Genomic DNA, 24,098 nt, shown 5'->3' on the forward strand with positions numbered 1-24,098 from the left:
CGGGTGGGCCGGGTGGGCCGGGTTGAGGTGGTTCAAGGGGTTTGAGCACGAGTCGGTCACGGGTGCCCGGCGGACGTGACTAGGCCTGCCGGGTGAAGGAGTGCAGGCGGTCGATCTCGGTGAATCCCGCCCGGTCGTACATGCCGTTGGCCGCGGTGCGGTCGCGTTCGGCGTCGCCGGACGGGGCGTCGTCGTCGACGTAGAGGATCACCTCGTGGGCGCCCACCTCGGTGAGGAGGTCGAGTGCGGCACCGAGCATGGCGAGGCCGAGGCCCCGTACCCGGGCGGGCGGGGCGGCACCGATCCACCACAGCACCCCGGTCCCCTCGACGGTGCTGCCGACGGTGGCCTCGGCGAGCAGTTCGCCGTCCTCGCGGACCTCCAGGCGATTGCCCGGAGGGTCCTCGGAGCGGGCCGCGGTGATCGCGACGTGCGCGGCACCTGGCAGGCCGGTGGCCGGCAGGGGGCCGGCCGGGAGCGGGCGCCGCATGTAGCGCCACCGGTCACGGCCGGTGAAGCCGGCGTCCAGGAGCGCATCCCGCGTGGCCCGGCGGTGGACGGCGGGCAGTCCCTCCAGGCCGAGCGTGAGGGCGGACGCGAACGCGAAGGCGTACACGACGCGTTCACCGAGGCGGCGGAGCACGTGGGCGAGCAGCGCTTCGGCGACGGACGGCGCCTCACGGCAGTGCAGCCACAGGACGAAGCCGGCCCCGTCGCGGGGGCGGACGGCGCGGGAGACGACGCCCAGGAGCGTGCCCGCCGCGTCGTGGACCACGTCGGTGACGGGGGGTTCCAGCTCGGCCCACCAGCCGCCGTCGACCGGCGAGCGTCCGGCCAGCGCCTCGGCGAGCATCGCCGCAGTGACGGCCGGCTGGCCGGGCAGCCGGTCCGCCGCGACGAGGTCGAGCACCGCGAGCTCGTCGGCCACCGCGTACGGCCGTACCGACAGCTCCGCCCCGAAAGGTGATGTCCTGGTCGCCACGCGTGCTGCCCGCCCTTCTCGCAGGGTGACCGCCTCCGGCCCGGTCCCCTCTGCCACGTCCTCCCTTCCAGCGTGCGCGCGACGGGGGCCGCGCGCCACGGCCGCCGTGCGTGCCGGGGGCCGTCAGGGTCCGGCCTCTTGCTCCCCGCGTCATGCCTCCATAGCACTATTCGTCTTTGATCCCATCTCCCGGCAGCCATAACGTCGTGATCGAAGGCGAGCCCGCGACGCCTCGCCAACACGGCGCGCGAACACCGGCGTTCGGCCGTCGGGCGCCGTTCGGCGGGGCCCCTGGCACACCCACACGGCATCTCCCGGAGGAGACGATCATGGAACGACGGAGCGCGGCCCTCACGGCCGCGCCGCATGGGGCGGCGGACGGCCACGGGCGGCGGCGATGGCTGGTCCTGGCCGTCATCTGCTGCGCGTACCTGATGGTCGGGCTGGACCTGACGGTGATGAACCTGGCGCTGCCGTCGGCGCAGAAGGCCCTCGGCTTCTCAGACGACGACCGGCAGTGGATCGTCAGCGCGTACGCGCTGCCGTTCGGCAGCCTGCTGCTCTTCTGCGGACGGCTGTCCGACCTGGTGGGCCGCAGGCGGACGTTCCTGGCCGGCCTCACGGGGTTCGCCGTCGCCTCCTCGGCCGGCGGAGCGTCGCACAGCTTCGCGATGCTGGTGACGGCCCGCGCCTGCCAGGGCGCGTTCGCCGCCCTGCTCGCGCCGGCCTGCCTGTCGCTGCTGGCCGTCACGTTCACCGACCCCAGGGAACGCGGCAGGGCCTTCGGCGTCTTCGGCGGGGTCGTGGCCGCCGGCGGCGGCCTGGGGCTGCTGGTCGGCGGCGCACTGACGGACGGCCTGGGCTGGCGCTGGTGCCTCTACGTCAACCTCGTCTTCGCCGTCGCCGCGATCGCCGGCGGCCTCCTGCTGATCGGCCGCCAGCCCACGGTGTCCGCACGGATGGACGTCCCGGGCGTCCTCGCCGGGTCGAGCGGGATGTTCTGCCTGGTCTACGGCTTCTCCCGGGCCGACGACGGCTGGGGCCGGCCGGCGACCTGGGGCTTCCTCGCACTCGGCGCGGCACTGCTGGCGGGCTTCACCCTCCGGCAGGCGCGCGCGGCCGCCCCGTTGCTGCCGCCCCGGGTCGCCCTGGACCGCAACCGCGGCGGCGCGTACCTCACGATGCTGTTCGTCGGCGCCGCGTACTTCGGCCTGCTGCTGTTCCTCGTCTACTACATGCAGACGGTGCTGGGCTATTCGGCGATCACGTCGGGCTGTGCGCTGTTGCCGACGGTGCTGTGCGCGATCGTGATGACGAACGTGGGCGGCACCGGGCTGATGCCGCGGGTGGGCCCGCGTCCCCTCGTCACCGCGGGTCTGCTGGTGGCGGCCGGCGCCACGGTGTGGCTGACGCGGATCGGGATCGACTCCTCCTACGCGGCGGCCCTGCTCGGCCCCTTCGCCCTGCTCGGCCTCGGCATGGGCCTGGTCTTCTCCGCGGCCCTGAACACCGGCACGTCGGGCGTGGCGCCCCAGGACGCGGGGGCCGCTTCTGCCTCCTTCAGCACCGGCCAGCAGGTCGGCAGCGCGATCGGCACCGCGCTCCTCACCACGATCGCGTCCCGGGCCGCCACGGCTTGGCTGCGTACCCACACCCGAGGCGGCCCCTCCCCCGCCCAGCTCCGCCTCGCGGCGGTCCACAGCTACGCGACGGTGTTCGGCTGGTCCGCCGCGATCCTCACCGCGGGCGCCCTGGTCGTCGGCCCCCTCCTCCGCCCCGGCCCCCTTCCGGCCCCCGCGCCCGCACGCCAGTCCCGGCCCGGCCACCCGGAACACCCCGAGCCCGCCTCCGTCTGAGGCACCTCGGCTCCGCGGGTCCCGGCCGCCGCGGACCGCTGGACCCCGGCGGTTGCGTGCGGATCGGCCGGTCATCGGAGGGGTGTGCCGCTGAGTGCTGCGCCTAGGTCCAGCGGTCGGCGGTGGCGCCGGTTCGGGTGGTGAGGTAGTCGCCGGTGACGAGGTCGTCCAGGAGGGAAGGGTGCGCGGGGGTCCAGCCGAGGAGCTCGCGGGTGCGGGCGCCGGAGGCGGGGGCGTCCGCGGCGAACACGCCGGCGAAGAACGGACCGCCGAAGTGGGCGAGCGCCTGGTCGGGGGTGAGGGACCGGACGGGCAGGCCGAGCCCGGCACCGATCCGCTCGGCCACGCTCCTGAGGGTGACGTTCTCGGCGACGCCGTGCAGGGCCGTGCCGGCGGGGGCCTGTTCCAGGGCGAGCCGGAACAGTGCGGCGGCGTCGAGGCGGTGGACGGCGGGCCAGCGGTTGGCGCCCTCACCCACGTAGCCGGAGAAGCCGGACGTGCGGGCGGACTCGATCATCATCGGGATGAAGCCGTAGTCGCCCGGACCGTGCACGGTGGGGGCGAGCCGGACGACGCTGGAGCGCACGCCCCTGGCCGCGTAGGACAGGCACACCTGCTCCCCCGGGATCCGGAAGGACGCGACGGACGCCGGGTCGGGCGTGTCGCTCTCCAGGCTCTCCCGGCCGGCGGCCATCACGAACGTGCCCGAGGTGACGACGAGCGGCTTTCCGGTGCCGGCGAGTCCGTGGCCCAGAGCGTCGATCGCCGCGGAGTCGCGCCGGGCCAGCCCCTCCGGGTCGTCGAAGCTGCCGCCGAAGGCCATGTGCACGACGCCGTCGGCCCGTTGGGCGCCGCGGCGCAGGCTGTCGAGGTCGTCCAGCGAGCCGCGGTGCACTGCGGCTCCCAGCCCCGTCAGGCGTGCCGCGGCGGCGTCGGAGCGGGCCAGCCCGGTCACGGTGTGCCCGGCATCTATGAGGTGCGCGACGACGGACGGGCCGGTGAGCCCGCTGCCGCCGGTGACGAAGACGTGCATGTCGGTCTCCTGAGGTCGAAGGAGCGGAAACGAAGAAGGGAGTGACAGCAGATGCTGTCATCACTCGGTTCAGGCTAGCACCCGATGACAGCATCTGCTGTCGCTACACTTGGTGACATGGCACGATGGGAAGGCAACACGCGGCTGCGTCTTGAGCAGGCGGCCCTGGAGCTGTTCACCGAGCAGGGCTACGACCGCACGACGGTCGCGCAGATCGCCAAGCGCGCGAACCTCACCGAGCGGTCCTTCTACCGCTGGTTCACCGACAAGCGCGAGGCGCTGTTCGGCGGCGGGGAGGAGCTCGAGGAGCGGCTCGTCGCCGCGATCGGCGACGTCCCGGAGGGCACCGGCCCGCTGGCCACGCTGCTCACGGCGTTCGCCGCCGCGTCGGACGTCTTCCGCCCCCGCGCGTTCCTGCGGGAGCGCGCGGCGGTCATCGCCGCGAACCCGCCGCTGCAGGAGCGTGAGCTGATCAAGCTCACCTCCCTCTCCCGCGTCCTCACCGAGGCTCTGGTGGAGCGTGGCCACGACCCCGCGACGGCACGGACGGCCACCGACGCGGGCATGGCCGTCTTCCGCCTGGCCGGCGAGCGGTGGATGGCCGACGAGCAGGCCGACTACGCCGAGTTGGTGACCGCGGGGGCCGCCGATCTGCTCGCGATCCTCGCCGAGGCGGCACCCGGGCCGCCCGGGCCACCACCGCCCACCCGCACCCGCGTCCTGCGCTGACCTGACCTGACCCCAGGTTCCGCCAGCCGCACCCTGGCACACCGCCACCGCGCGGCCGGGCCGGGCGGCCCCGGATGGCGACGCTCACCGCCCGTCCGGCCTGCGCGGGACGGGCGAGCGGCCGCGGGTGCCCTCGACGGTCCCGGGGAGGCTATGCCGTGCGGAAGCGGACGGCGCTGGTGCCGCTGCCCAGGGCCAGCCAGACGTGGTCCTCCTCCTTGACCAGCCGCAGGGCGATGTACGCGCAACCGGGGCAGACCGCGGTCATACCCGGTTCGGGCCCGTAGACGTGGAGTTGGGCCAGGGTCCCGGAGCGGCCGCACTGGGGGCACCGCCACCAGGCGGCGGTGGGCTCCACGGCGAGGATCTCCGAGAGCGGGCCGGCCAGGCAGTTGCCGTCCATGTGGGTGAGGTCGTCGGTCATCGGGTCCTCCGGGGTGAGGCGGGCGCCGGGTCAGCCGAAGCGCTCGGTGCGGATGGCGTCGGGGCTGCACCCCAGGTCCACCAGGGCGTCGCTGACGGTCTCCACGAAGGCGGTGGGGCCGCAGACGAAGACGGGACTGTCCTTGACCAGGCGGGCCACGGCCTGGTCGAGGTCGGCGCGGGCGACCCGGCCGGGCGGCCGGACGCTGCCGAGCGGCGCCCGGCGGGTGTAGACGTAGCGGACGTCGAGGCGCTCGCCGCCGCCGTCGAGGTCGTCGCGGTACCAGACGTCGTCGGGGGTGCGGGCCGAGTAGAGCAGGGTCAGCGGCCCCGCCGTCCCGGCACGGCCGTGGGCGCGGATCATGGCGGCGAGCGGGACGACGCCCGAGCCGCCCGCGACGAGCAGCGCCGGCCGCGTCTCCTCGGGCCGCCAGACGAACCAGTTGCCCAGCGGGCCGCGGACCTCGACGTCCGCGCCGACCGGCAGCTCGTCCGCGAGGTACGGCGAGACCTCCCCGGACTCCACGGTCTGCACGCCGAGCTCGATGCGGTCGGCGTCGGGCGGCGCGGCCAGGGAGTAGCTGCGGACGGCCTGGTAGCCGTCGTCGGCGGTGAGGCGCACGTCGACGTGCTGGCCGGCGAGGTGTCCCGGCCAGTCCGGCACGGTCAGCACCAGCGTGCGGGCCGTCGCCGTCTGCGCCCGGCGTTCGACGAGTCGCGCGGTCCGCCAGGACAGCCGCATCAGTCGCCCCAGTTGCGCTGCTCGCGCCACGGGTCGCCGTAGTTGTGGTAGCCGACCGACTCCCAGAATCCCGGCTCGTCCTCGCGCGTCAGCCGCAGGCCGCTCACCCACTTCGCCGACTTCCACAGGTACAGGTGCGGCACGAGGAGGCGGGCGGGGCCGCCGTGCTCGGGTGACAGGGCGAACCCGTCGTAGCCGTGCACGATCCAGGCCTTGCCGCCGCGGAGGTCGGCCAGCGGAAGGTTGGTGGTGTAGCCGCCGTAGCTGGTGGCCTTCACGTAGGTCGCGGCCGTTTCGACGTCCTCCAGGAAGACGTCGAGGGACACGCCGCGCCAGTGCGTGTCGAACTTCGACCAGCGGGTGACGCAGTGGATGTCCTGGACGATGTCCTCCTGCGGCAGGTCCATCATCTGCTGCCACGTCCACGTGCGGCTGTCACCGGTCTCGGTGGTGACCGTGAAGGTCCAGCCGTCGGTGGCGACATGCGGAGTGGGCCCCGCGGAGAGCACCGGGAACGACTCGGTCGGGTACTGCCCTGGCGGCAGCCGGTCGGTCAGGGTGCGGGCACGTCCGCGGAAGCCTGGCGAGAGGGAACCCACGGGCCTCATCTCCCTCCTGGGATCACCCCCCAGTGTCAAGGACGTCCGCCCGCCCCACCAGTCGGGCGCCGCCGCCCGGCCGACGTGAGGTCACCGTGCGTAGCGACCCGTCACCGCGAGCGGGACGCGGTCCACCGCGACCTTCCGGTGCGCCTCCACGCCGCGAGCCTCACCTAGAGGTCCAGACCTCCGACCCCTTTTCGACCTCAAGAGGCCGAGTGCGCAAGGCTGTTACGTCGGAGCCGTTGACGCTGCCAGAAGCAGGTGCCAGGCTGCGGCAGTCATCGGATGTCTCGTATCCCCGGGCGTGGTCCCGGGGTCGACGTTTCCCGGAGCGCACATGAGATGGACGTCATCGGCAGGCAGGATTCTCGGTTCGGCGGTGACCCTGGGGCTGGTGGGCGTGGGGGCGCTGGCGGCCGGGGCGGTCACGGCGCGGGCCGCGGGCACGGCGGCGGTGCTGTGGGCGGCACCTGACGGCCACGGCGAGGCCTGCACCACGCACAGTCCGTGCTCGCTGACCGCGGCGCAGGACCAGGTGCGCACGGTGGAGCAGGGCCGCGGCACCGCGGGGGCCAGGGTCGAACTCCTCGACGGCACCTACCGGTTGGGCACGACATGGTCGTTCGGGGCGGAGGACTCCGGGACGCCCGGGCACCCCGTGGTGTGGGAGGCCGCGCCCGGAGCCCACCCGGTGATCTCCGGCGGCACCCGCGTGAGCGGCTGGCAGCAGGTCGGCGACACGGGTGTGTGGTCCGCGCACGTGCCGGCCGGCAGCGCCACCCGCCAGCTGTACGTGGACGGCAAGGAGGCCGCGATCGCGCAGGCCACCCCGTCCGCGCTGCACTTCTCGGGCACGTGGTCGGGCTCTGCCACCGGGTACGACCTGGCGGGCGACCCGGCCGCCCGGTCGTGGTTCGCGGGACTCGGCCAAGCACAGCTCTCGCACGTCGAGTTCGACTACCCGGCGGGCAACGGAGCCTGGACGGACTCCATGTGCGGCGTCGCCGGGATGTCCGGCAGCACCTTGGTGATGGACCAGCCCTGCTGGAAGAACGTCACCGACATCGCGCCGTTCAGCCAGGGCACCGGCGGCCTGCCCTCGATGTCCACCTCGCAGCTCCCCGGCACGATCCGGAACGCCCGCGGCCTGCTCGCGCCCGGCCAGTGGTACCTGGACTCCACCGGCGCCACGGGCAAGGCCGGCACGCTGTACTACGCTCCGGCCCGCGGGCAGCACATGTCCGCCCTCGACGTCGAACTCCCCCGGCTGGAACGGCTGGTGCAGGGCGCGGGCTCGCTCGCCCGCCCGCTGCACGACGTCACCTTCTCCGGCCTGACCTTCGCGGACGCGACGTGGAACGCGCCGTCCCTGCCGACCGGTTTCGCCGACGTGCAGAGCAATCTGCACCGCACCGGCGAGACGAACCAGGGACTGTGCACCTTCTCCGACCCCGCGGGCAGTTGCCCGTGGGGAGCACTCACCCAGCCGCTGGCCAACGTGGCCTTCAGCGGGTCGAGCCGGGTGACGCTGACCGGCAACCGCTTCAGCGACCTGGGCGGTGCCGGTCTGAGCTTCATGTACGGCGGCACCGGAAACGTGGTGGAGGGCAACGAGTTCACCGCCATCGCGTCGACCGCGCTCTCGCTCGGCTGCACCTTCGATCCGACGCCGGCGCAGACACCGGCCCCGGTGATCGAGCGCAACTGCACGCCGGACCCGGACCTGGTGCGGGGCGACACCGTCGGCGAGAACGAGGTCCTCGACCACACCGTGGTCTCTGACAACGTTATCCACGACGTGGGCACCGACTACCGCTCGGCCTGCGGCATCACCCTGCTGTTCAGCCGGCACACGACCATCAGCCACAACGAGCTCTACGACCTGCCGTACACCGGCATCACCGCGGGCGTCATCCAGGGCCACGTGGACGACGCCGACCACCCGCAGAACTCCACCAACGTCAACGCCGACAACACGATCAGCGACAACCTGATCTTCGACGTCATGCAGGTGCTCGACGACGGCGGCGCGATCTACATGGAGGGCCACCAGGCCCAGTACGTGCAGGGCGCCGACGGCGCCCTCGACCCGGTCGCGACCCTGGCCAACGGCCTGCACGTGACCGGCAACGTCGTCTACGACGACGGCTCGCGCTTCAACGCCTTCTACGACGACGCCGGTTCGGAGTGGATCGGGTTCAGCGGCAATGTCGAGTTCCATCCGCTGACCTCACTCGGCGCGCAGGGCGGCTGCTCGTCCACCGGTCACTTCTGGGTCACCGGCAACTGGTTCTCCGACGCCGCGGGAAGTTACATCTGCAACGGCCCGGTCGACTCCCACATCAGCGGCAACACCGCCATCCCCGCCTCGCCGGGACCCGGCGACGTCCCGCTGGACGTCCTCGCGAACGCGGGTGTCAGCGGAGCGCACCAGGCCCTGGCCGGCCGGGTCCCGCTGCGCACCAGCTACGTCTCGGCGCCGGCGCCCGTGGCCGCCGGTTCGGCCACCGACCGGGTGCTGATCGCGGGGGCCGGTTTCTCGACCGCCACCCCCGTGTACTTCGGCGGCCGGCAGGCCGGCGACGTGCGGGTGGTCTCCCCCGGGTTCCTGATCGCCACCGTGCCCGCCGGGGCGGACGGCACGGACGTCACCGTGGGGCCCTACGTGCCCCGGCCGGTGATCACCGCTCCGTCGAGCGGCGCCACCGGCCTGCCGGCGGCGGTCGCGGTGCGCGGCACCGCCGTCGGGGGCGGCAGCGTCACCGTCACCGACGGTGCGGGCGGTGCCGGGTGCACGGCGACGGCGGCGGCCGACGGCACGTGGACCTGCACGCTGACCGGCGCGCAGTCCGGCGAGCACACACTGACCGCGGTCCAGACCGACGGCGACGGCGTCTCCTCCAAGGCGTCGGCGGCGGTCCTGGTCTACGTCGGCACGCCGCCGGCCACGGCCCGCGTCAACGACACCGATCCCGCGATCGCCTACTCCGGCTGGGACTACCTGAGCGACCGCGGTTACGGCGACCTCGACGACGACGTCCACTACGCGACGGCCGACGGCAGCAGCCTCACGCGCACGTTCATCGGCACGGGAGTGACGGTGTTCGGCGAGGAGTACACCGACCAGGGGCGGATCAGCGTGTCGGTCGACGGGGGCCCGGCCACCGTGGTGGACACGGTGCCCGCCGACGGCGCGCGGCACGCCGACGCCCCGGTGTACACCAGTCCGGCGCTCCCCGCGGGCGTGCACACGGTCGTGGTCACCAAGCTGTCCGGCTCCTACGCCACGTTCGACGGCTTCGCGTTCGCCAACGCGGCGGCCTCGTGAGGCCGCCGGGCCTCGCACGCCGCTGACGCGGCGTCACGACCGCGGTGCCCGTGCGGTGGGCGGCTCACCCCGCCGCACGGGCACCGCGCCGCAGGCATCACGTCGGCGGCCGCACGGTCCGGACAAGAAGTGAAGGTCTCGTGTTCAACTAAGCGGTGTCTCGGGTTACCGTTTGCGCGGAGGTGGCCTTGCTGGAAGTCCTGGGGCTCGATCAGCCCGCCGAAGCACTGTATTTCATCCTCGTCGACAACCTGCCTCTGACCGTCGCGGAACTGGCGCGCCGCACCGGCATCGACCACGACGCGGTCGCCGCGGCCATGGTCAGGCTGGAGGACGGCGGGCTGGTGTCCCGGCTGCCCGGGAGCCCGGCCAGCTACACCGCACTGCCGCCGGAGCACGCGCTCGAAGTGCTGCTGCTGGCCAGGGAGCGGGACATCCAGCGGGTGCGCGCGCTGACCGAGCGGCTGACCGAGCGGCACCGCGACGCGCGCCGCGACCGCGACTCGTCCTCGCTGATCCAGGTGATCACCGGCCGGGACGGCGTCGCGCGCTGCGGCCAGCAACTGTTCAACCGCGCGGAGAAGGAGATCCGCGGTATCGACGCGCCGCCATACGCGGAGGCCCGCGACGGCGCGCGGGTCAACTCCGCGGCCGTGATCGAGGGCCGCGGCGTCCGCAGCCGCTTCATCCACGCCCGCGACAGCCTCAACACCCCCGGCGCGATGGAGCGCGTGGAGGTCGACATCGCGGCGGGCGAGGAGGTGCGCTTCCTGCCGGAGGCGCCGATGAAGCTGATCATCGCCGACGACCAGGCGGCGCTGATCCCGCTGCTCGCCACCCCTCAGGTGCTCGACGCGTGCATCCTGGTCCACCCCTCGGCGCTGCTCGACGCGCTGTCCACGCTGTTCGAGTCGCTGTGGGCCCAGGCGCAGCCGTACATGCCGGGGCGCAGCGGGCCGGTCGGCGAGGACGAGTTCGTCAACGACGAGGAGCGGCGGATCATCTCGATGCTGGCGATGGGGATGCCGGACGAGTCGATCGCGCGCCAGCTCGGTATCGGCTACCGCACGGTGCAGCGCAGGGTGCAGGCGCTGCTGACCCGGCTGGGTGCGGCGAGCCGGTTCCAGGCCGGGGTGCTCGCCGCCAGCCGCGGCTGGTGGCGCCCGGACGCCGAGGAGCAGGCCGCGGGAGAGGGCCGGCACGCCGAGGCGCGCGGACCGGGCCGCTGAGCCGGCCGGTCCGCACGTCCGTCCCGGCGGCCGCACTCTGGTGCGGCCGCCGGGCGCCGGCTACTGGTGCAGCAGGGTGAAGTCCGCGGTCACCGTCCCTTCCCTGACGACGCGCACGGTGCGGGTGGCCGGGCGGTAGCCGGTCGCCGCCGCGATGACCGTGAGCGGGTTGTTCGCGGCCGGCAGCCACAGCGAGTAGCCGCCGTCGCGGCCGGTGGTCAGGGAGACGTCGCCGTTCTTCGAGTCGAACTCGACCACCGCGCCGGCCAGCGGCCCGGTGGTGCCGTCGGCGGCGGTGCCGGTGACCGTGCCGGTCAGCTGTCCCCAGCCGGCGGGCGGCACCACGGTCATGGTGACCGGGAGCGCGACGGAGCCGTACGGAGTGTCGCTGTCGACGATCAGCGCGCCCCGGTGGGCGCCCATGTCCGCCGAGGTCATCGCCCCGGCGTCCAGGGTCAGGCGCACCGTGACCGACGCACCCCCCTTCACCGTCAGCGTGCGGGCCGACGGGCTGAGCCACGGCACGTCACCGTGCGGCTGGTCGTAGCCGGCGAGCTGCTGCACCGCCGCCTGGGGGACGTTGTACGCGCTGCTGCCGCCGATGACGTACCAGCCCGGGGCGGACTGGGCGTCGAGCACCGGCGCGGCCAGGTTCGGCAGCGCCGACCAGGAGTCGGTGGCCGGGTCGTAGGCGTGCGCCTCGTTGGTGAGCGCGCCGGCGCTCACCTGCACGCCGCCGCCCGTGAGCAGCTTGCCGTCGGCGCCGGTGCCGGTGGCCCCCCACAGATCGGTGGGTGCGTCGGCGACCCGGTGCCAGGCGCCGGTGGCGGCGTCGAGCGCGTAGGTGTGGACGGTGTCGCGCGGCGCCTGGCCGTCGGGCTGGTACACCCCTCCGGAGCAGTAGACGGTGCCGTCGACAGTCCCGCAGGCGGGGAAGGCGATCGGCTCCGGGTACGGCGTCCCCGCCGACCAGGTGTCGCTCGCCGGGTCGTAGACCTGCACGTCGTTGTAGCCGCAGTTGAACAGGTCGCAGCCGCCGATGACGTACAGCTTGTCGCCGGCCACGGCCGATCCCGAGGCCCCGTACGCCGTGGGGACGTCGGCGATCTGCGACCAGCTGTCGGTGGCGGGGTCGTAGACCTCGCTCCCGTGGATCGGGGTGCCCGAGGCGTCGCGGCCGCCGGTGACGTACAGCTTGCCCCGGATGAAGCCGTAGGCCGGGGAGAAGCGCTTGGTCGTGGGTCCGGTCAGGGCCTTCCAGGTGCCCGACGCCGCGTCGTAGGAGCTGAAGGTGCCGCTCCACACGCCGCCGGGTGACTCGCCGAGTCCGGCATAGAGGGTGCCGTGGTCGGAAGCGGCGACTCCGCCGAAGGACGCGGCGGGCAGGTCGGTGAGCGGCTGCCACGCCTGGTCGGCCGGCGCGGGCGCGGCGGCCGCCGCGGTCCCGCCGGGTGACGCGGCCGACGCGGACGCCGAAGCCGCCTTCCTGAACACCGTGTTGGGCGTCAGCGTCGTCGGCGTGCCGGCGGCCGCCGGACCGGCGGCGTCGGCCTTGGGCCCGCCGAGGTTCTGCTCGCCGAGCGTGAAGGTGGCGGGCGAGCCGCCGGTGTTGCGGATCTTGACGTCGACGGTCCTGCTCGAGCCCCACGCCACGTTCGCGTTCACGGCGGAGACGCTGTACCGGAGTTGGGCCGGGTGCAGGGCGAAGTCCGCCGGGGTGACCGCGTCGGGCCGCACGTCGGCCTTGGCGGTGACCGCCGGGTAGCCGAAGCCGGGCAGGCCGGCGGTGAACTGCTGCTTGCCGGTGCGGCTGGAGAACAGCCAGTACAGGCCGTCGCCGACGGCCGGATCACCGGGCGAGGCAACGCTGCGCCCGGAGTCGGCGGGGGTGGCGACGGCACTCACCGTCGCGCCGGACACGCCGGCACCGGTGTTGGCGTCGGTGACCCGGCCCACGACCAGTCCGCCGGGGCGGGTGACCAGGGTCGGGGTGCCCACGGCGACGTCGTCGATCTGCCAGATGCCGGTGAGGGAGCCGGTGAAGTGGAAGCGCAGCCGTACCGAGGACTTCCCGGCGTAGTCGGCCAGTTGGACGCTCTGGTGCGAGGGGCCGCCGATGACGTCGGTGTGGTGCCACACGTTGGTCCAGGTGGCACCGCCGTCGGTGCTCGCGTCGACGTCCGCGGTGAGGTCCCCCAGCCGGTACAGCGACGGCAGGGCGGTCTCGAACTGCAGCTGGGGCTTGGTCTGCTTGCTGAAGTCGTAGACGGGGCTGATCAGTTCGGTGTCGGCGGGTGCCCAGCCGAGGGCGTAGTCGTCGACCTCGGCGAAGCGGCCGGTGCCGCCGGTCTGGTTGCCGCGGTTCAGCGGGTCGTCGAACTGCCAGCCGCCGGCGGCGGTGTTGTTCTTCACCGTCCAGCCGGTGGGTGTAGCGGCTGCCGCGAAGGGCTCCAGGCCGCCGCCCTGGTAGTCGGTGACGTAGCCGGGCGGGAGCGCGCCGCTGGTGTTGAGCGGCAGTGCCAGATCGGCGGTGCCCGGGCCGGTGCCGACGGCGACGGTGGCCTCCGCCGGCTGGTAGCCGGGGTAGAGCGCCGTGGCGTGCACGGTGTAGGTGCGGTTCATGGGGACCCGCAGGCTGTAGCGGCCGGTGGCGGGGTCGGTGAAGACCGTGCCGGGCACGCCGTCCACGGTCAGCTTGGCGTAGACGCCCCAGCCGTGCCCGCCGCCGTCCTTCACGGTGCCGGAGACGGTCTGCGAGGGCACGGCCGTGAGGGCGGCGTCCTCGGTGAGCGCGGCGCCGTCGTCGACGCTCACCTGCCCGAGGTCGAGGGAGGCGTAGCCGAACGCGGAGACGGTCAGCGGGTAGTCGCCCGCCGGCACGTCGAGCCGGTAGTGGCCCTGGGCGTCGGTGGTGGCCCGGTAGTCGCCGAGCGCGACGGTGGCCCCGGCGACCCCCGCCTTGGTGGCGGTGTCGGTGACGGCGCCGCTGACGGTGCCGTGCGGGCCGGGCCGGAAGGCGGCGGTGCCGTTGGGCGTGCCGAGTCCGGTCGGGCCGTCGTAGCCGGGCTGCGCGGCGCAGGTGTAGGCGGGGGTGCAGTCCGGCACCGTGCCGTAGCCGCAGAGCGAGCTGTCGGAGCAGCTGGCGTCGTCGCCGCGGGTCACGTCGTTGAGGGCGCCGGGCTGCTGGTACGGGTACGCGGCGGGGTAGGTGCCGTCGACGGGCGTGCCGGCCAGCGCGTACACGCCGGCGATGATCGGCGCGGACGCGGACGTGCCGCCGTAGACGTTCCAGCCGCTGTCGGAGAAGGAGTTGTAGACCGCGACGCCGGTGGCGGGGTCGGCGACGGCGCTGACGTCGGCGACGGAGCGCCCGGCGCAGTCGACGCCGGCCTGGAAGGACGGCTTGGGCTCCACCTCGGAGCAGCCGGAGCCGGTGGCGCCCCAGTGCGGGCCGTCGGAGTTGTACGTGATCCCGTTCCAGACCGACTCGTCCCAGCCGCGTGAGCTGCCGTCGCGGCTGAGGGACGTGCCGCCGACGGAGGTGACGTACGGGGACGACGCCGGGTAGCTGACGCCGTATCCGTCGTCGCCGGAGCTGAAGACCACGGCGACGCCGGGGTGGTTGAAGTACGCCTCGTCGTAGGCCAGGTCGTCGGTGCTGTCGCCGTACCCGCCCCAGGAGTTGGAGACGTACTTGGCGCCGAGCGCCACCGCCGTGTTGACCGCGGTGCCCAGGTCGTCGGAGCTGGTCGCGTCGGCCTCGACGAGGAGGATGTGGGCCTGCGGGGCGACGGCCGAGACCATGTCCAGGTCCAGCGATATCTCGGCGCCCCAGCCCTCGTCGGAGGCCGGGTAGGCCGCGCCGCCGTGCTCGTCGACCTTGCGGAAGCAGCCGTTGTCGGAGGTGCAGGCGGGCAGGCCGTACTGCGCGCGGTAGACCGCGAGGTCGGACTCCGCGTTCGGGTTGTCGTAGGCGTCGACGATCGCGATGGTCGCCCCGGCGCCGCCGTCGGCCGGCAGGGCGTAGGCGGACCGCAGGTCCGCGGGCGCGTAGCCGTCGGGTGCCGTGGCGGTCCCGGCGGCGTCGCGGCGCACGCCGAGGGAGGCGGCGCGGTCGGTGCGCCGCAGCGCGAAGCAGCTGAAGTGGCCGGGCTTGGGCGTGCCGCAGGCGGGCGCCACCGTGACCTTGCCGGCGGGGGCGGCCGACGGCGCTGCGGCCAGGGCCTGTTGCGGCAGCAGGACCGCGAGGACGGCGAGGACCGCGGCCAGCGCGGCGGCGACGCGCCGCACGGCGCGCGGCCGGCCCGCGGGTGAACGGAGGACTGGCAAAGGGGACTCCAGGAAGTGTCGACGGCGGAGGCCCGCCCCTGGGACGGGGTCCGGGAGGTGGACGCGGGACGGTTGGAGCCCGAGGAGGCGGACTGACCAGCACAAAGGTCCAGCGGGCGCGTTCAGCCGGTCAATGCGGGCCGCTGGCGGCTTGGCGCCGTGACGTGTTCACGCCCCGAACGGGACACGAGGGAACCAGCGGGGTGCTTGGGACGTCTACTGGTGGACGGGGGTGCGTGTTCTCGCCGCAATCCACCAGAAAACACCCGCGATTCTCGTCGGCCGGTGAGCGCTTCGGGCCCGTCGGCCACACCGGGTGACGAAACGTGACTCAACGTCATCGTTGACATGGTCTGAACACGAATCGCTAATTGGGCCCCGGTGACTGCACCGGCACTCACCGTCGCCCCCAGAGCCGTACACGGGTCGACCCCTGCAAGAACGCATGGAGTCATTCGTTGCGCACTTCGATGAGAACCCGACCACCACTCCGGCGGACGATCTTCGCCGGGCTGGCCGTCGCCAGTGCCACCGCACTGGCCCTGCTGGGAGTCCAGGCGCCGGCCGGCGCCGCGGCGCCGCTCGCCGCGGCCCCGGCCTCCGCCACCGACGGGCACCCGATCCTGGAGCCGGCCTGCGCCACTCCGGGCCGGAACGAGTTCACCTGCTACGCCCTGCGCCGCACCGACATCACGCCGGTCAAGGGCCTCACCCCGGCCGCCGTCACCCCCAACGGGTGGGGTGCGACCGATCTGCAGAGCGCCTACGACCTCCCGACGGACGGCGGCGCGGGCCAGACCGTCGCCATCGTCGACGCGTTCGACGACCCCAACGCCGAAGCGGACCTCGCGGTCTACCGCGAGCAGTACGGCCTGCCGGCCTGCACCGCGGCCAACGGCTGCTTCAGCAAGGTCGACCAGCGCGGCGGCACCAGCTACCCCTCCCCCGACCCGGGGTGGTCCGGCGAGATCTCGCTCGACCTGGACATGGTCTCCGCGGTCGCGCCCTACGCGCACATCCTGCTGGTCGAGGCGGACGACAACGGCTTCGACAGCCTGGGCTCGTCGGTGGACGAGGCCGTCGCGCTCGGCGCGAAGTACGTCTCCAACTCGTACGGCAGCGACTACCGCGGGGGCAACGGCGAGGACCCCTCGGAGACCACCGCGTTCGACGCCTACTACAACCACCCGGGCGTCGCGGTGACCGTGTCGACCGGCGACTACGCGTACGGCGTCGGCTACCCCGCCGCCTCCCAGTACGTCACCTCCGTCGGCGGCACCACGCTGACGCGCGACTCGGGGACGTCACGCGGCTGGACCGAGTCGGCCTGGAGCGACGCCGGTTCGGGCTGCTCCCTGTACGAGCCCAAGCCCAGCTTCCAGAAGGACACCGGCTGCGCCAACCGCGCGCTCGCCGATGTCTCGGCGGTGGCCGAGGGCGTCGCGGTCTACCAGACCTACGGCGCCGGCGGCTGGTCGGTCTACGGCGGCACCAGCGTGTCGTCGCCGATCATCGCGAGCGTCTACGCCGACGCGGGCACCCCGGTGGCGGGCACGTACCCCAACTCCTACCCGTATGCCGCGTCCTCGGGCATCAACGACATCACCACGGGCTCCAACGGCTCGTGCACGCCCGCCTACCTGTGCACCGGCGGCACCGGCTACGACGGACCGACGGGCCTGGGCACCCCCAGCGGCCTGAACGCCTTCCGCAGCGGTCCGCACGGTGAACTGACCGGCACCGTCAAGGACTCGGCGACCGGCAAGCCGATCTCCGGGGCGACGATCACGGCCGGCACCAACGTCGCGCACACCAGCGCGGCGGGCACCTACGACCTCACCGTCCCGGTCGGCACCTACGACGTGACCGTCGACGCGTTCGGCTACGCGAGCACGACGGACCAGGGCGTCGCGGTCGCCGACGGCCAGACCCTCAGCAAGGACTACAGCCTGACCTCGGTGCCGAGCCAGACCGTCACCGGCAAGGTCAGCGACGGCTCCGGCCACGGCTGGCCGCTCTACGCCAAGATCACCGCGGACGGCGTCCCCGGCTCGGTGTGGACCGACCCCGCCACCGGCTCCTACTCCATGTCGCTGCCCCAGGGGCACGACTACACCCTGCACGTCACGGCGACCGACCCCGGCTACCAGACGGTCAGCAAGACCGTCACCGTCGGGGACAGCGCGACGAGCGCGAACCTGTCCGTTCCGGTCGACCGCTGGGCGGGCACCGCCCGCGGCTACACCCAGCACCTGACCGGCGCCACCGAGACGTTCGACGCCACCGACGCGCCGCCGCAGGGCTGGAGCGTCGTCAACGCCGACGGCACCACGGGCGGCTGGCAGTTCGACGACCCGGGCGGCCGCGGCAACAGGACCGGCGGTGACGGCGCGTTCGCGGTGGCCGACAGCGACCACTTCGGCGGCGCGGCCACCCAGGACACCTCACTGGTCAGCCCGGTCTACGACTTCACGAGCAAGGACGCGCCCGAGGTCGCCTTCAACACCGACTACACGGCGTTCAACAACCAGACCGCCGAGGTCGACGCCACGTCCGACGGCGGCGCCACCTGGACCCAGGTCTGGTCCACCACCACCGGCGTCCCCGGTCCCGCCAAGGTCGAAGTCCCGCTCTCCGACTTCGCCGGCAAGTCCGCGGTGCAGGTGCGGTTCCGCTTCACGTCCCACTTCGGCTGGTGGTGGTCGCTCGACAACGTGTTCGTCGGCAACCGCGACCTGACCACCATTCCGGGCGGTCTGGTCGTCGGCACCGTGTCCGACGCCAACACCTCGGCCGGTGTCGTCGGGGCCACGGTCACCAGCGAGGACGACGCCACCCAGTCCGCCACCACCGTCGCCACTCCGGACGACCCGAACATCGGTGACGGCTACTACTCGCTGTTCTCCACCACCGTCGGCAGCCACGCCTACGACGCGGCCAAGTCCCACTACACCAAGACCCCGAAGACGGTGAAGGTGGGCGCGGACAGCACCGTCGAGGCGGACTTCCGGCTCAAGGCAGGGCAGCTGGCGATCACGCCGGCCTCGGTCGACGCCACCGTCGGCTGGGGCGGCACGACCACCAAGCAGCTCACGGTGAAGAACACCGGTGGCGCCCCCGCCACGCTGAAGCTCGGCGAGCGCTCCGGCGGCTTCAAGATCCAGGCGCAGGGCGCACCGCTGCAGACGATCAAGGGCACCTACTCCCCGCTGTCCAGCAAGGCCCATCCCTCCGGCGGCGGTTCGGCGCCGGCCGCGGGCCCCTCGGACGACGCGTGGCAGACCGCCCCCGACTACCCGAACGCCATCATGGACAACGCCGTCGGCGCCTACGACGGCAAGGTGTACTCCGCCTTCGGCTACACCGGCTCCGCGGACAGCAAGGACCTCTACGTCCTCGACCCGTCCGCCGGCAGCTGGACCAAGCTGGCCTCGGCGGCGGACACCCGTGAGGCGGCCGCGCACGGCTTCGTCGACGGCAAGTTCTACGCCGTCGGCGGCTGGGGCTCCTCGGGCGCCCCGGACGCCAAGCTGGAGATCTACGACCCCGCCAGCGACTCCTGGAGCACCGGCGCCTCGGCGCCCAAGCCCTACGCGGGATCGGGTACCGCGGTCCTCGACGGCAAGCTCTACACCGTCGGCGGCTGCGGCGCGACGGCCTGCGGCACCACGGACGCCAGCGCCTACGACCCGTCCACCGACAGCTGGACCGCCATCGCCGCTTACCCGGAGCCGATCTCCTGGGAGTCCTGCGCCGGCATCGACGGCCAGCTCTACTGCGCCGGCGGCCTGAACGGCAGCACCGACGTCATCCACTCCTACGTCTACGACCCGGCCGGCAACAGCTGGTCGCAGATCGCGGACATGCCCACGACGCAGTGGGCCGCGTCGTACACCTCCGCCAACGGGCTGCTGCTGCTCTCCAGCGGCGTCAGCCAGAACGCGCTGACCAACCGCAGCTACGCCTTCGACCCGCAGTCCGGCACGTGGAGCACGCTGCCGAACGCCAACGTCCCCACGTACCGGGGCGGCGGCGCGGCCGGCTTCTACAAGGTCGGCGGCGGCGACGCCCCCGGCTCGCCGGTCTCCAAGGTCGAACTGCTGCCCGGGTACGCCCAGGAGGGCTCGTCCGACGTGACCTGGCTGGGCGAGAGCACGCAGCAGCTCACGCTGCAGCCCGGCGCGAGCTCGACGGTCACCGTCTCGCTGGACGCCTCGGTCCCCGAGGTGACCCAGCCCGGTGACTTCAGCGCCCAGATCACCGCCGGCAGCGACACCCCGTACACGGTGGCGTCGATCCCGGTCACGCTCCACGTCAACCCGCCCAAGACCTGGGGCAAGATGAACGGCACCGTCCTGGGCGTCACCGCCACCGGCGGCACCGCGCCACTGGCCGGGGCCACCGTCCAGGTCGACAGCTGGGCGTCGACCTACACGCTGACGACGACGTCCGACGGCACGTACGCGCTGTGGCTCGACACCCGTAACAACCCCCTGACGGTCATCGTCGCCAAGGACGGCTACCAGCCGACCGTGGCCACGGTGAAGATCAAGAAGGGACTCGCGGTCATCACCGACTTCACGCTCAAGCGGAAGTAACGCGCACCGCACCACGAGGGCGCATCCCCATCGGGGGTGCGCCCTCTCCGCGTCCCGTGATGCGGGAGCCCGGCCGCTGCGGGAAGCTGGACAAGAGGGCCTGCCCCCGCGCGAGGTCCGGCCCCGTGGGGGCCCGGGCCCCCGGGAGGCGGCGGTCGCGGACCGCCGGCCCGACGGTGCGGCCGTCCTTCCCCGTCGGGGGACCCGCCGCGCGGCGCGGGCACGAGATGCCCGCGGAGACGGCGCGGAGCCGGCGGACGCACGGGCCCGGCCCTGGGGACGTACCGAGCGACAGACGTGAGGAATCTGAGCATGCCATTCATCACCGCGAAGGACGGCACGGAGATCTTCTACAAGGACTGGGGCTCGGGTCAGCCCGTCGTGTTCAGCCACGGCTGGCCGCTGACCGGCGACGCCTGGGACCCCCAGGCGCAGCTCATGGCCGGCAACGGCTTCCGCGCCCTCGCCCACGACCGGCGCGGCGGCGGACGCTCCGGTCAGCCCTGGGGCGGCAACGACCTCGACACCTACGCCGAGGACCTGGCGTCCCTCATCGACGCCCTCGACCTGCGGGACGTCATCCTCGTCGGGCACTCGACGGGCGGCGGCGAAGTGACCCGCTACATGGGCCTGCACGGAACGGGCCGCGTCGCCAAGGCCGTCCTGGTCGGCGCGATCCCGCCGCTGATGCTGAAGACGGCGGCGAACCCCGAAGGCCTGCCGATCGACGTGTTCGACGAGCTCCGCCACGGCGTCGCGACCGACCGCTCGCAGTTCTACGAGGACCTCAGCGCTCCCTTCTACGGCGCCAACCGCCCCGAATCCACGGTGAGTCAGGGCACCCGCGACGCGTTCTGGCTGTGGAGCATGACCGTCGGCATCAAGGGCGCCTACGACTGCGTCAAGGCGTTCTCCGAGACCGATCTGACCGAGGACTGCAAGCGGGTCGACGTCCCCACCCTCATCGTGCACGGCGACGACGACCAGATCGTGCCGATCGTGGCGGCGGGCGCCAAGTCCTCGAAGCTGATCAAGGACTCGACGTTCACCGTGTACGAGGGCGCTCCGCACGGCCTGGCGATGGTGCCGAAGTTCGCCGACCGGTTCAACGCCGACCTGCTGGCCTTCGCCCGCGGCTGACGGGCGGAGCCGCACACGGAACCGGCCCACGGAAGCCGGCCCACGGAAAGGACATGGCATGCGCGCGGTGGTCCTGGAGGAGTTCGGCACCCCGCTGGTCCTCGGCGAGATCCGGCAGCCGGTGCCCGGCCCGGGCGAGGTGCTGGTCAGGGTCGAGGCCAGTGGCGTCAACCCGCTGGACACCAAGATCCGCGCCGGGCACGCCGCCCACGCCCGGACCGTGCTCCCGGCCGTCCTCGGCCTCGACCTGGCCGGTGTGGTCGTGGAGACCGGTCCGGACGTCGCGGCCTTCGCCCCGGGCGACGCGGTGTACGGCCTGACGGGCGGCGTCGGCGACGTCCAGGGATCCCTCGCCGAGTACGCGGTCGCCGACGTCCGCCTGCTGGCCCGCGCGCCCGACGCGCTCACGCCGCGCCAGGCGGCCGCGCTCCCGCTCACCGCCGCCACGGCCTGGGAGGGCCTGATCGACCGGGCCCAGGTCCGTGCGGGGCAGAAGGTCCTGGTCCACGGCGGGGCCGGGGGCGTCGGCAGCGTGGCCGTGCAGATCGCGCGCTCCCGGGGCGCGGAGGTCTTCGCGACCGCGTCGCCGTCGCGGCTCGGCATCGTGGAGGGCCTCGGCGCCACGCCCATCGACCGCACGGCGACGACGGTGGAGGAGTACACCGCCACGCACACCGGCGGTGAGGGCTTCGACGTCGTCTTCGACACCGTGGGCGGCCCGGTGCTCGACGCGTCCTTCGCCGCGGTCCGCACCTACACCGGACACGTCGTCAGCTCCCTGGGCTGGGGGACGCACAGCCTGGCCCCGCTGTCGTTCCGCGGCGCCACGTACTCGGGCGTGTTCACCCTGCTGCCTCTGCTGACGGGGCGCGGCCGGGCCCACCACGGTGAGATCATGCACGCGGTGGGCGAGCTCGCGGACGCGGGCCGGCTCGCACCGGTGCTGGACCCCCGGCTGTTCACGCTCGCCGACGTCGCCGACGCGCACGCGGCCGTGGCGACCGGCACCGCCCAGGGCAAGATCGTGATCGACGTCGGCTGACCCGCACGGCCGGGTCGTGCGAAGGGAACGGCGCATTGACGACCGCAGCGGCATCCCCGTACCAGCTGACACCCAATCTCTTCGCCGTCTCGTTCGGCACCGCGGGCCTGGCACAGGCCTGGACCGTCGCCGCGGACACCGTGGGCGCGCCGTCGTGGCCCGGCAACACCCTCTGGATCGCCGCGGCCGCGGTGTGGCTGGTGACGCTTGTCGCCTACGTGCGCAACGTCGTCGCGCAGGGCCGGCTGCGCACCGAGCTGCCGGATCCGGTCCTCGGCCCCTTCACGGCGCTGATCGTCATCGTGCCGATGCTGCTGGGCATCGGGCTCGCCCCGCACGCGCGGACCGCGGGCGAGACGGTCTTCGTGATCGCGTTCGTCCTGACCGTGCTGCTGGGCGGCTGGCTGACCGGACTGTGGATCCGCGTCGACACCGCACTGCCGCAGTGGCACCCGGGCTATTTCCTGCCGACGGTCGCGGGCGGCCTGATCGCCGCCGGCTGCAGCGCTTCACTGGGCTGGACGACGCTGGCCCATCTGATGCTCGGCTACGGCCTGATCTGCTGGTTCATCCTCGGATCGATCCTGCTGGTGAGGCTGTTCACCCAGCCGATGCTGCCGCCGCCGCTGCTGCCGACCATCGCCATCGAGGTGGCGCCGCCCGTCGTCGCGGGCAACTCCTGGTTCCTGATCAACGGCAACACCCTCGACACGGGCGCGGAACTCCTCGCCGGTTATGCCGTGTTGATGATCCTGGTGCAGATCTCCATGATCGGGACCTACCGGCGCGCCCCGTTCGGCCCGGCGTTCTGGTCCTTCGCCTTCTCCTACGCCGCGGTCGTCACCAACGGCGTCCACTGGCTGGACGTCGAGCACGTCCACGGCCAGGAGCAGCTCACGTACGCGCTGCTGGCCGTGGCGACCCTGGCCTTCGTCGTGCTGGCCGCCCGGACCGTCCTCGGCCTCACCCGCCGCACGTTCCTGCCCCGGGCGCCCCGGCCGGAACCCGAGCCGGCGTCGTGACGGGGGCGGCGGCACCCGGCCCGCCCCGAGGGACCGGGTGCCGCCGCCGTTCGGGTCAGGCCACCGGTGCCGCGGCACGCACGAGGTGCCGGGCGAGGAACTGGGCCGCGTTGTCGGACTCGAACCGCGGCAGCTCCTTGTGCCGGCCGGAGTTGGCGTGCAGCGTCTTCTCCGTGGAGCCGAACGCGTCGAACAGCGCCAGCCCGGACTCGCGCGGGATGTGCTCGTCGTCCCACTGGAGCATGTACGCGAGGGGGATGGTGATCCGGCGCGCATGCTCGGCCAGCGCGTCGGGCCAGTGGAGCCCGAACACCGCCGCGGTGACGCGGGGTTCGGCGGCCACGAACGGCACGCCGATCGCGGTGCCCATGTTCAGGCCGAAGAAGCCGACCGGGCCCCCGGTGCCGATCTCGGGGAGTTCCTGGAGGGCGTCCAGCAGGGCCCGGTACTCGGGCACGGCGCGTTCGGCGAGATGGGCGTTGTAGCGGACGACGACCGGGCCTTCCGGCTCGCCCGCCTCCCGCGCCCGGAAGAGCTCGGCGATCTCGCGCTCGTCGTGCTCGGAGCGCGGCCGGTCGCCGTGCCCCGGCGCGTCGACGCACGCGACGTGGAAACCGGACCGCGTGACCAGCAAGCGGGCGCGACCCGTCATCGCCGGCCACTTCTTGTGCGTGCCGCCGCCGTGGGCCATCAGCACGAGGGGCGCCCGGTCGCCGCCGGAGGCCGGGGACCAGAGCACGCCGGGGACGCCGGAGACGCCGGAGACGCCACCCAGGGTGAAGTCGCGTTCCACGACGCCGTCCGACGTCGTCCGCGTGGTGAACTGCACGGTGTGCGTGGCGTGATGCGTGAGGTGATTCATGGCGTGTGCCTTTCGGGAGTGCCTGACTGCTGGGGCGCTCCCGGGCGACGCCTAGACCAGTCGCCCGACCGTGACGGCGGGAGGGAGCACCCATTCGGAACGCACGAACATGGGTCTCACCTCCTCGGCAGGTGTCACGGGCAGGAGCAACCTACCAGCCCCCCGCGGGCCCGCCCACCGA

At 73.3% G+C, this 24,098-nt stretch carries 15 protein-coding genes; 8 read left to right on the top strand and 7 right to left on the bottom strand.

Translation table 11 applies throughout. From position 1 onward, the window contains the following. Nucleotides 1–79: 79 nt before the first annotated feature. Nucleotides 80–1,039 (bottom strand): GNAT family N-acetyltransferase, encoded by a 960-nt coding sequence (locus BMW99_RS14885; RefSeq protein ID WP_245791462.1) that lies wholly within the window; start codon nucleotides 1,037–1,039, stop codon nucleotides 80–82. 272 nt (nucleotides 1,040–1,311) lie between these two features. Between BMW99_RS14885 and BMW99_RS14890 the strand changes: the two genes are divergently transcribed. After that, nucleotides 1,312–2,838, top strand: coding sequence for an MFS transporter (locus BMW99_RS14890; protein WP_075016942.1), 1,527 nt, complete (start codon nucleotides 1,312–1,314; stop codon nucleotides 2,836–2,838). A 103-nt stretch (nucleotides 2,839–2,941) separates the two neighbouring features. On the opposite strand, the gene BMW99_RS14895 is transcribed toward BMW99_RS14890, so the two are convergent. Then, a complete protein-coding gene (locus BMW99_RS14895) occupies nucleotides 2,942–3,871 on the bottom strand; it encodes an SDR family oxidoreductase (RefSeq protein WP_069466986.1) in 930 nt (309 codons plus the stop codon). A gap of 117 nt (nucleotides 3,872–3,988) precedes the next feature. On the opposite strand from BMW99_RS14895, the gene BMW99_RS14900 reads away from it, so the two are divergent. Continuing rightward, nucleotides 3,989–4,600, top strand: a complete 612-nt coding sequence (locus BMW99_RS14900; protein WP_069466985.1) for a TetR/AcrR family transcriptional regulator — start codon at nucleotides 3,989–3,991, stop codon at nucleotides 4,598–4,600. A 151-nt stretch (nucleotides 4,601–4,751) separates the two neighbouring features. On the opposite strand, the gene BMW99_RS14905 is transcribed toward BMW99_RS14900, so the two are convergent. From BMW99_RS14905 to BMW99_RS14915, 3 genes are read right to left on the bottom strand one after another with little or no spacing between them, the layout of a single operon-like run. Next, a complete protein-coding gene (locus tag BMW99_RS14905) occupies nucleotides 4,752–5,024 on the bottom strand; it encodes a DUF6510 family protein (protein ID WP_069466984.1) in 273 nt (90 codons plus the stop codon). A gap of 30 nt (nucleotides 5,025–5,054) precedes the next feature. Next, on the bottom strand, nucleotides 5,055–5,765 hold the full coding sequence (locus BMW99_RS14910; protein WP_069466983.1) for a ferredoxin reductase: 711 nt from the start codon (nucleotides 5,763–5,765) through the stop codon (nucleotides 5,055–5,057). Further along, nucleotides 5,765–6,373 carry a molybdopterin-dependent oxidoreductase gene (locus tag BMW99_RS14915; RefSeq protein WP_069466982.1) on the bottom strand — a complete coding sequence of 203 codons (609 nt, stop codon included), beginning with the start codon at nucleotides 6,371–6,373 and terminating at the stop codon, nucleotides 5,765–5,767. The genes BMW99_RS14910 and BMW99_RS14915 overlap by 1 nt, the downstream gene beginning before the upstream one ends. A gap of 331 nt (nucleotides 6,374–6,704) precedes the next feature. Between BMW99_RS14915 and BMW99_RS14920 the strand changes: the two genes are divergently transcribed. Both BMW99_RS14920 and BMW99_RS14925 read left to right on the top strand, forming a co-directional pair. Beyond that, nucleotides 6,705–9,695, top strand: a complete 2,991-nt coding sequence (locus BMW99_RS14920; RefSeq protein ID WP_079138819.1) for an Ig-like domain-containing protein — start codon at nucleotides 6,705–6,707, stop codon at nucleotides 9,693–9,695. Nucleotides 9,696–9,877: 182 nt separating this feature from the next. Next, the gene (locus tag BMW99_RS14925) at nucleotides 9,878–10,924 is read left to right on the top strand and encodes a TrmB family transcriptional regulator (RefSeq protein WP_177226077.1); all 1,047 of its coding nucleotides are present in this window, start codon (nucleotides 9,878–9,880) and stop codon (nucleotides 10,922–10,924) included. A gap of 60 nt (nucleotides 10,925–10,984) precedes the next feature. On the opposite strand, the gene BMW99_RS14930 is transcribed toward BMW99_RS14925, so the two are convergent. Continuing rightward, complete coding sequence (locus BMW99_RS14930) at nucleotides 10,985–15,253, bottom strand: carboxypeptidase regulatory-like domain-containing protein (RefSeq protein ID WP_265737203.1); 4,269 nt, start codon at nucleotides 15,251–15,253, stop codon at nucleotides 10,985–10,987. A 470-nt stretch (nucleotides 15,254–15,723) separates the two neighbouring features. Between BMW99_RS14930 and BMW99_RS14935 the strand changes: the two genes are divergently transcribed. The 4 genes from BMW99_RS14935 to BMW99_RS14950 all read left to right on the top strand — a co-directional run bounded on the left by BMW99_RS14935 (nucleotide 15,724) and on the right by BMW99_RS14950 (nucleotide 23,055). Then, the gene (locus tag BMW99_RS14935; protein WP_079138197.1) at nucleotides 15,724–19,851 is read left to right on the top strand and encodes a Kelch repeat-containing protein; all 4,128 of its coding nucleotides are present in this window, start codon (nucleotides 15,724–15,726) and stop codon (nucleotides 19,849–19,851) included. A 312-nt stretch (nucleotides 19,852–20,163) separates the two neighbouring features. Continuing rightward, nucleotides 20,164–20,991: an alpha/beta fold hydrolase gene (locus BMW99_RS14940; RefSeq protein ID WP_069462119.1), complete on the top strand. Its 828-nt coding sequence runs from the start codon at nucleotides 20,164–20,166 to the stop codon at nucleotides 20,989–20,991. A 58-nt stretch (nucleotides 20,992–21,049) separates the two neighbouring features. After that, complete coding sequence (locus tag BMW99_RS14945; protein WP_075016943.1) at nucleotides 21,050–22,033, top strand: zinc-binding dehydrogenase; 984 nt, start codon at nucleotides 21,050–21,052, stop codon at nucleotides 22,031–22,033. A gap of 35 nt (nucleotides 22,034–22,068) precedes the next feature. Beyond that, nucleotides 22,069–23,055, top strand: coding sequence for an SLAC1 family transporter (locus tag BMW99_RS14950; protein WP_176735393.1), 987 nt, complete (start codon nucleotides 22,069–22,071; stop codon nucleotides 23,053–23,055). Nucleotides 23,056–23,110: 55 nt separating this feature from the next. On the opposite strand, the gene BMW99_RS14955 is transcribed toward BMW99_RS14950, so the two are convergent. Beyond that, nucleotides 23,111–23,917: a dienelactone hydrolase family protein gene (locus BMW99_RS14955; RefSeq protein WP_069462117.1), complete on the bottom strand. Its 807-nt coding sequence runs from the start codon at nucleotides 23,915–23,917 to the stop codon at nucleotides 23,111–23,113. Nucleotides 23,918–24,098 lie beyond the last annotated feature (181 nt).

Source organism: Actinacidiphila rubida (assembly GCF_900110255.1).
Classification (GTDB): domain Bacteria; phylum Actinomycetota; class Actinomycetes; order Streptomycetales; family Streptomycetaceae; genus Actinacidiphila; species Actinacidiphila rubida.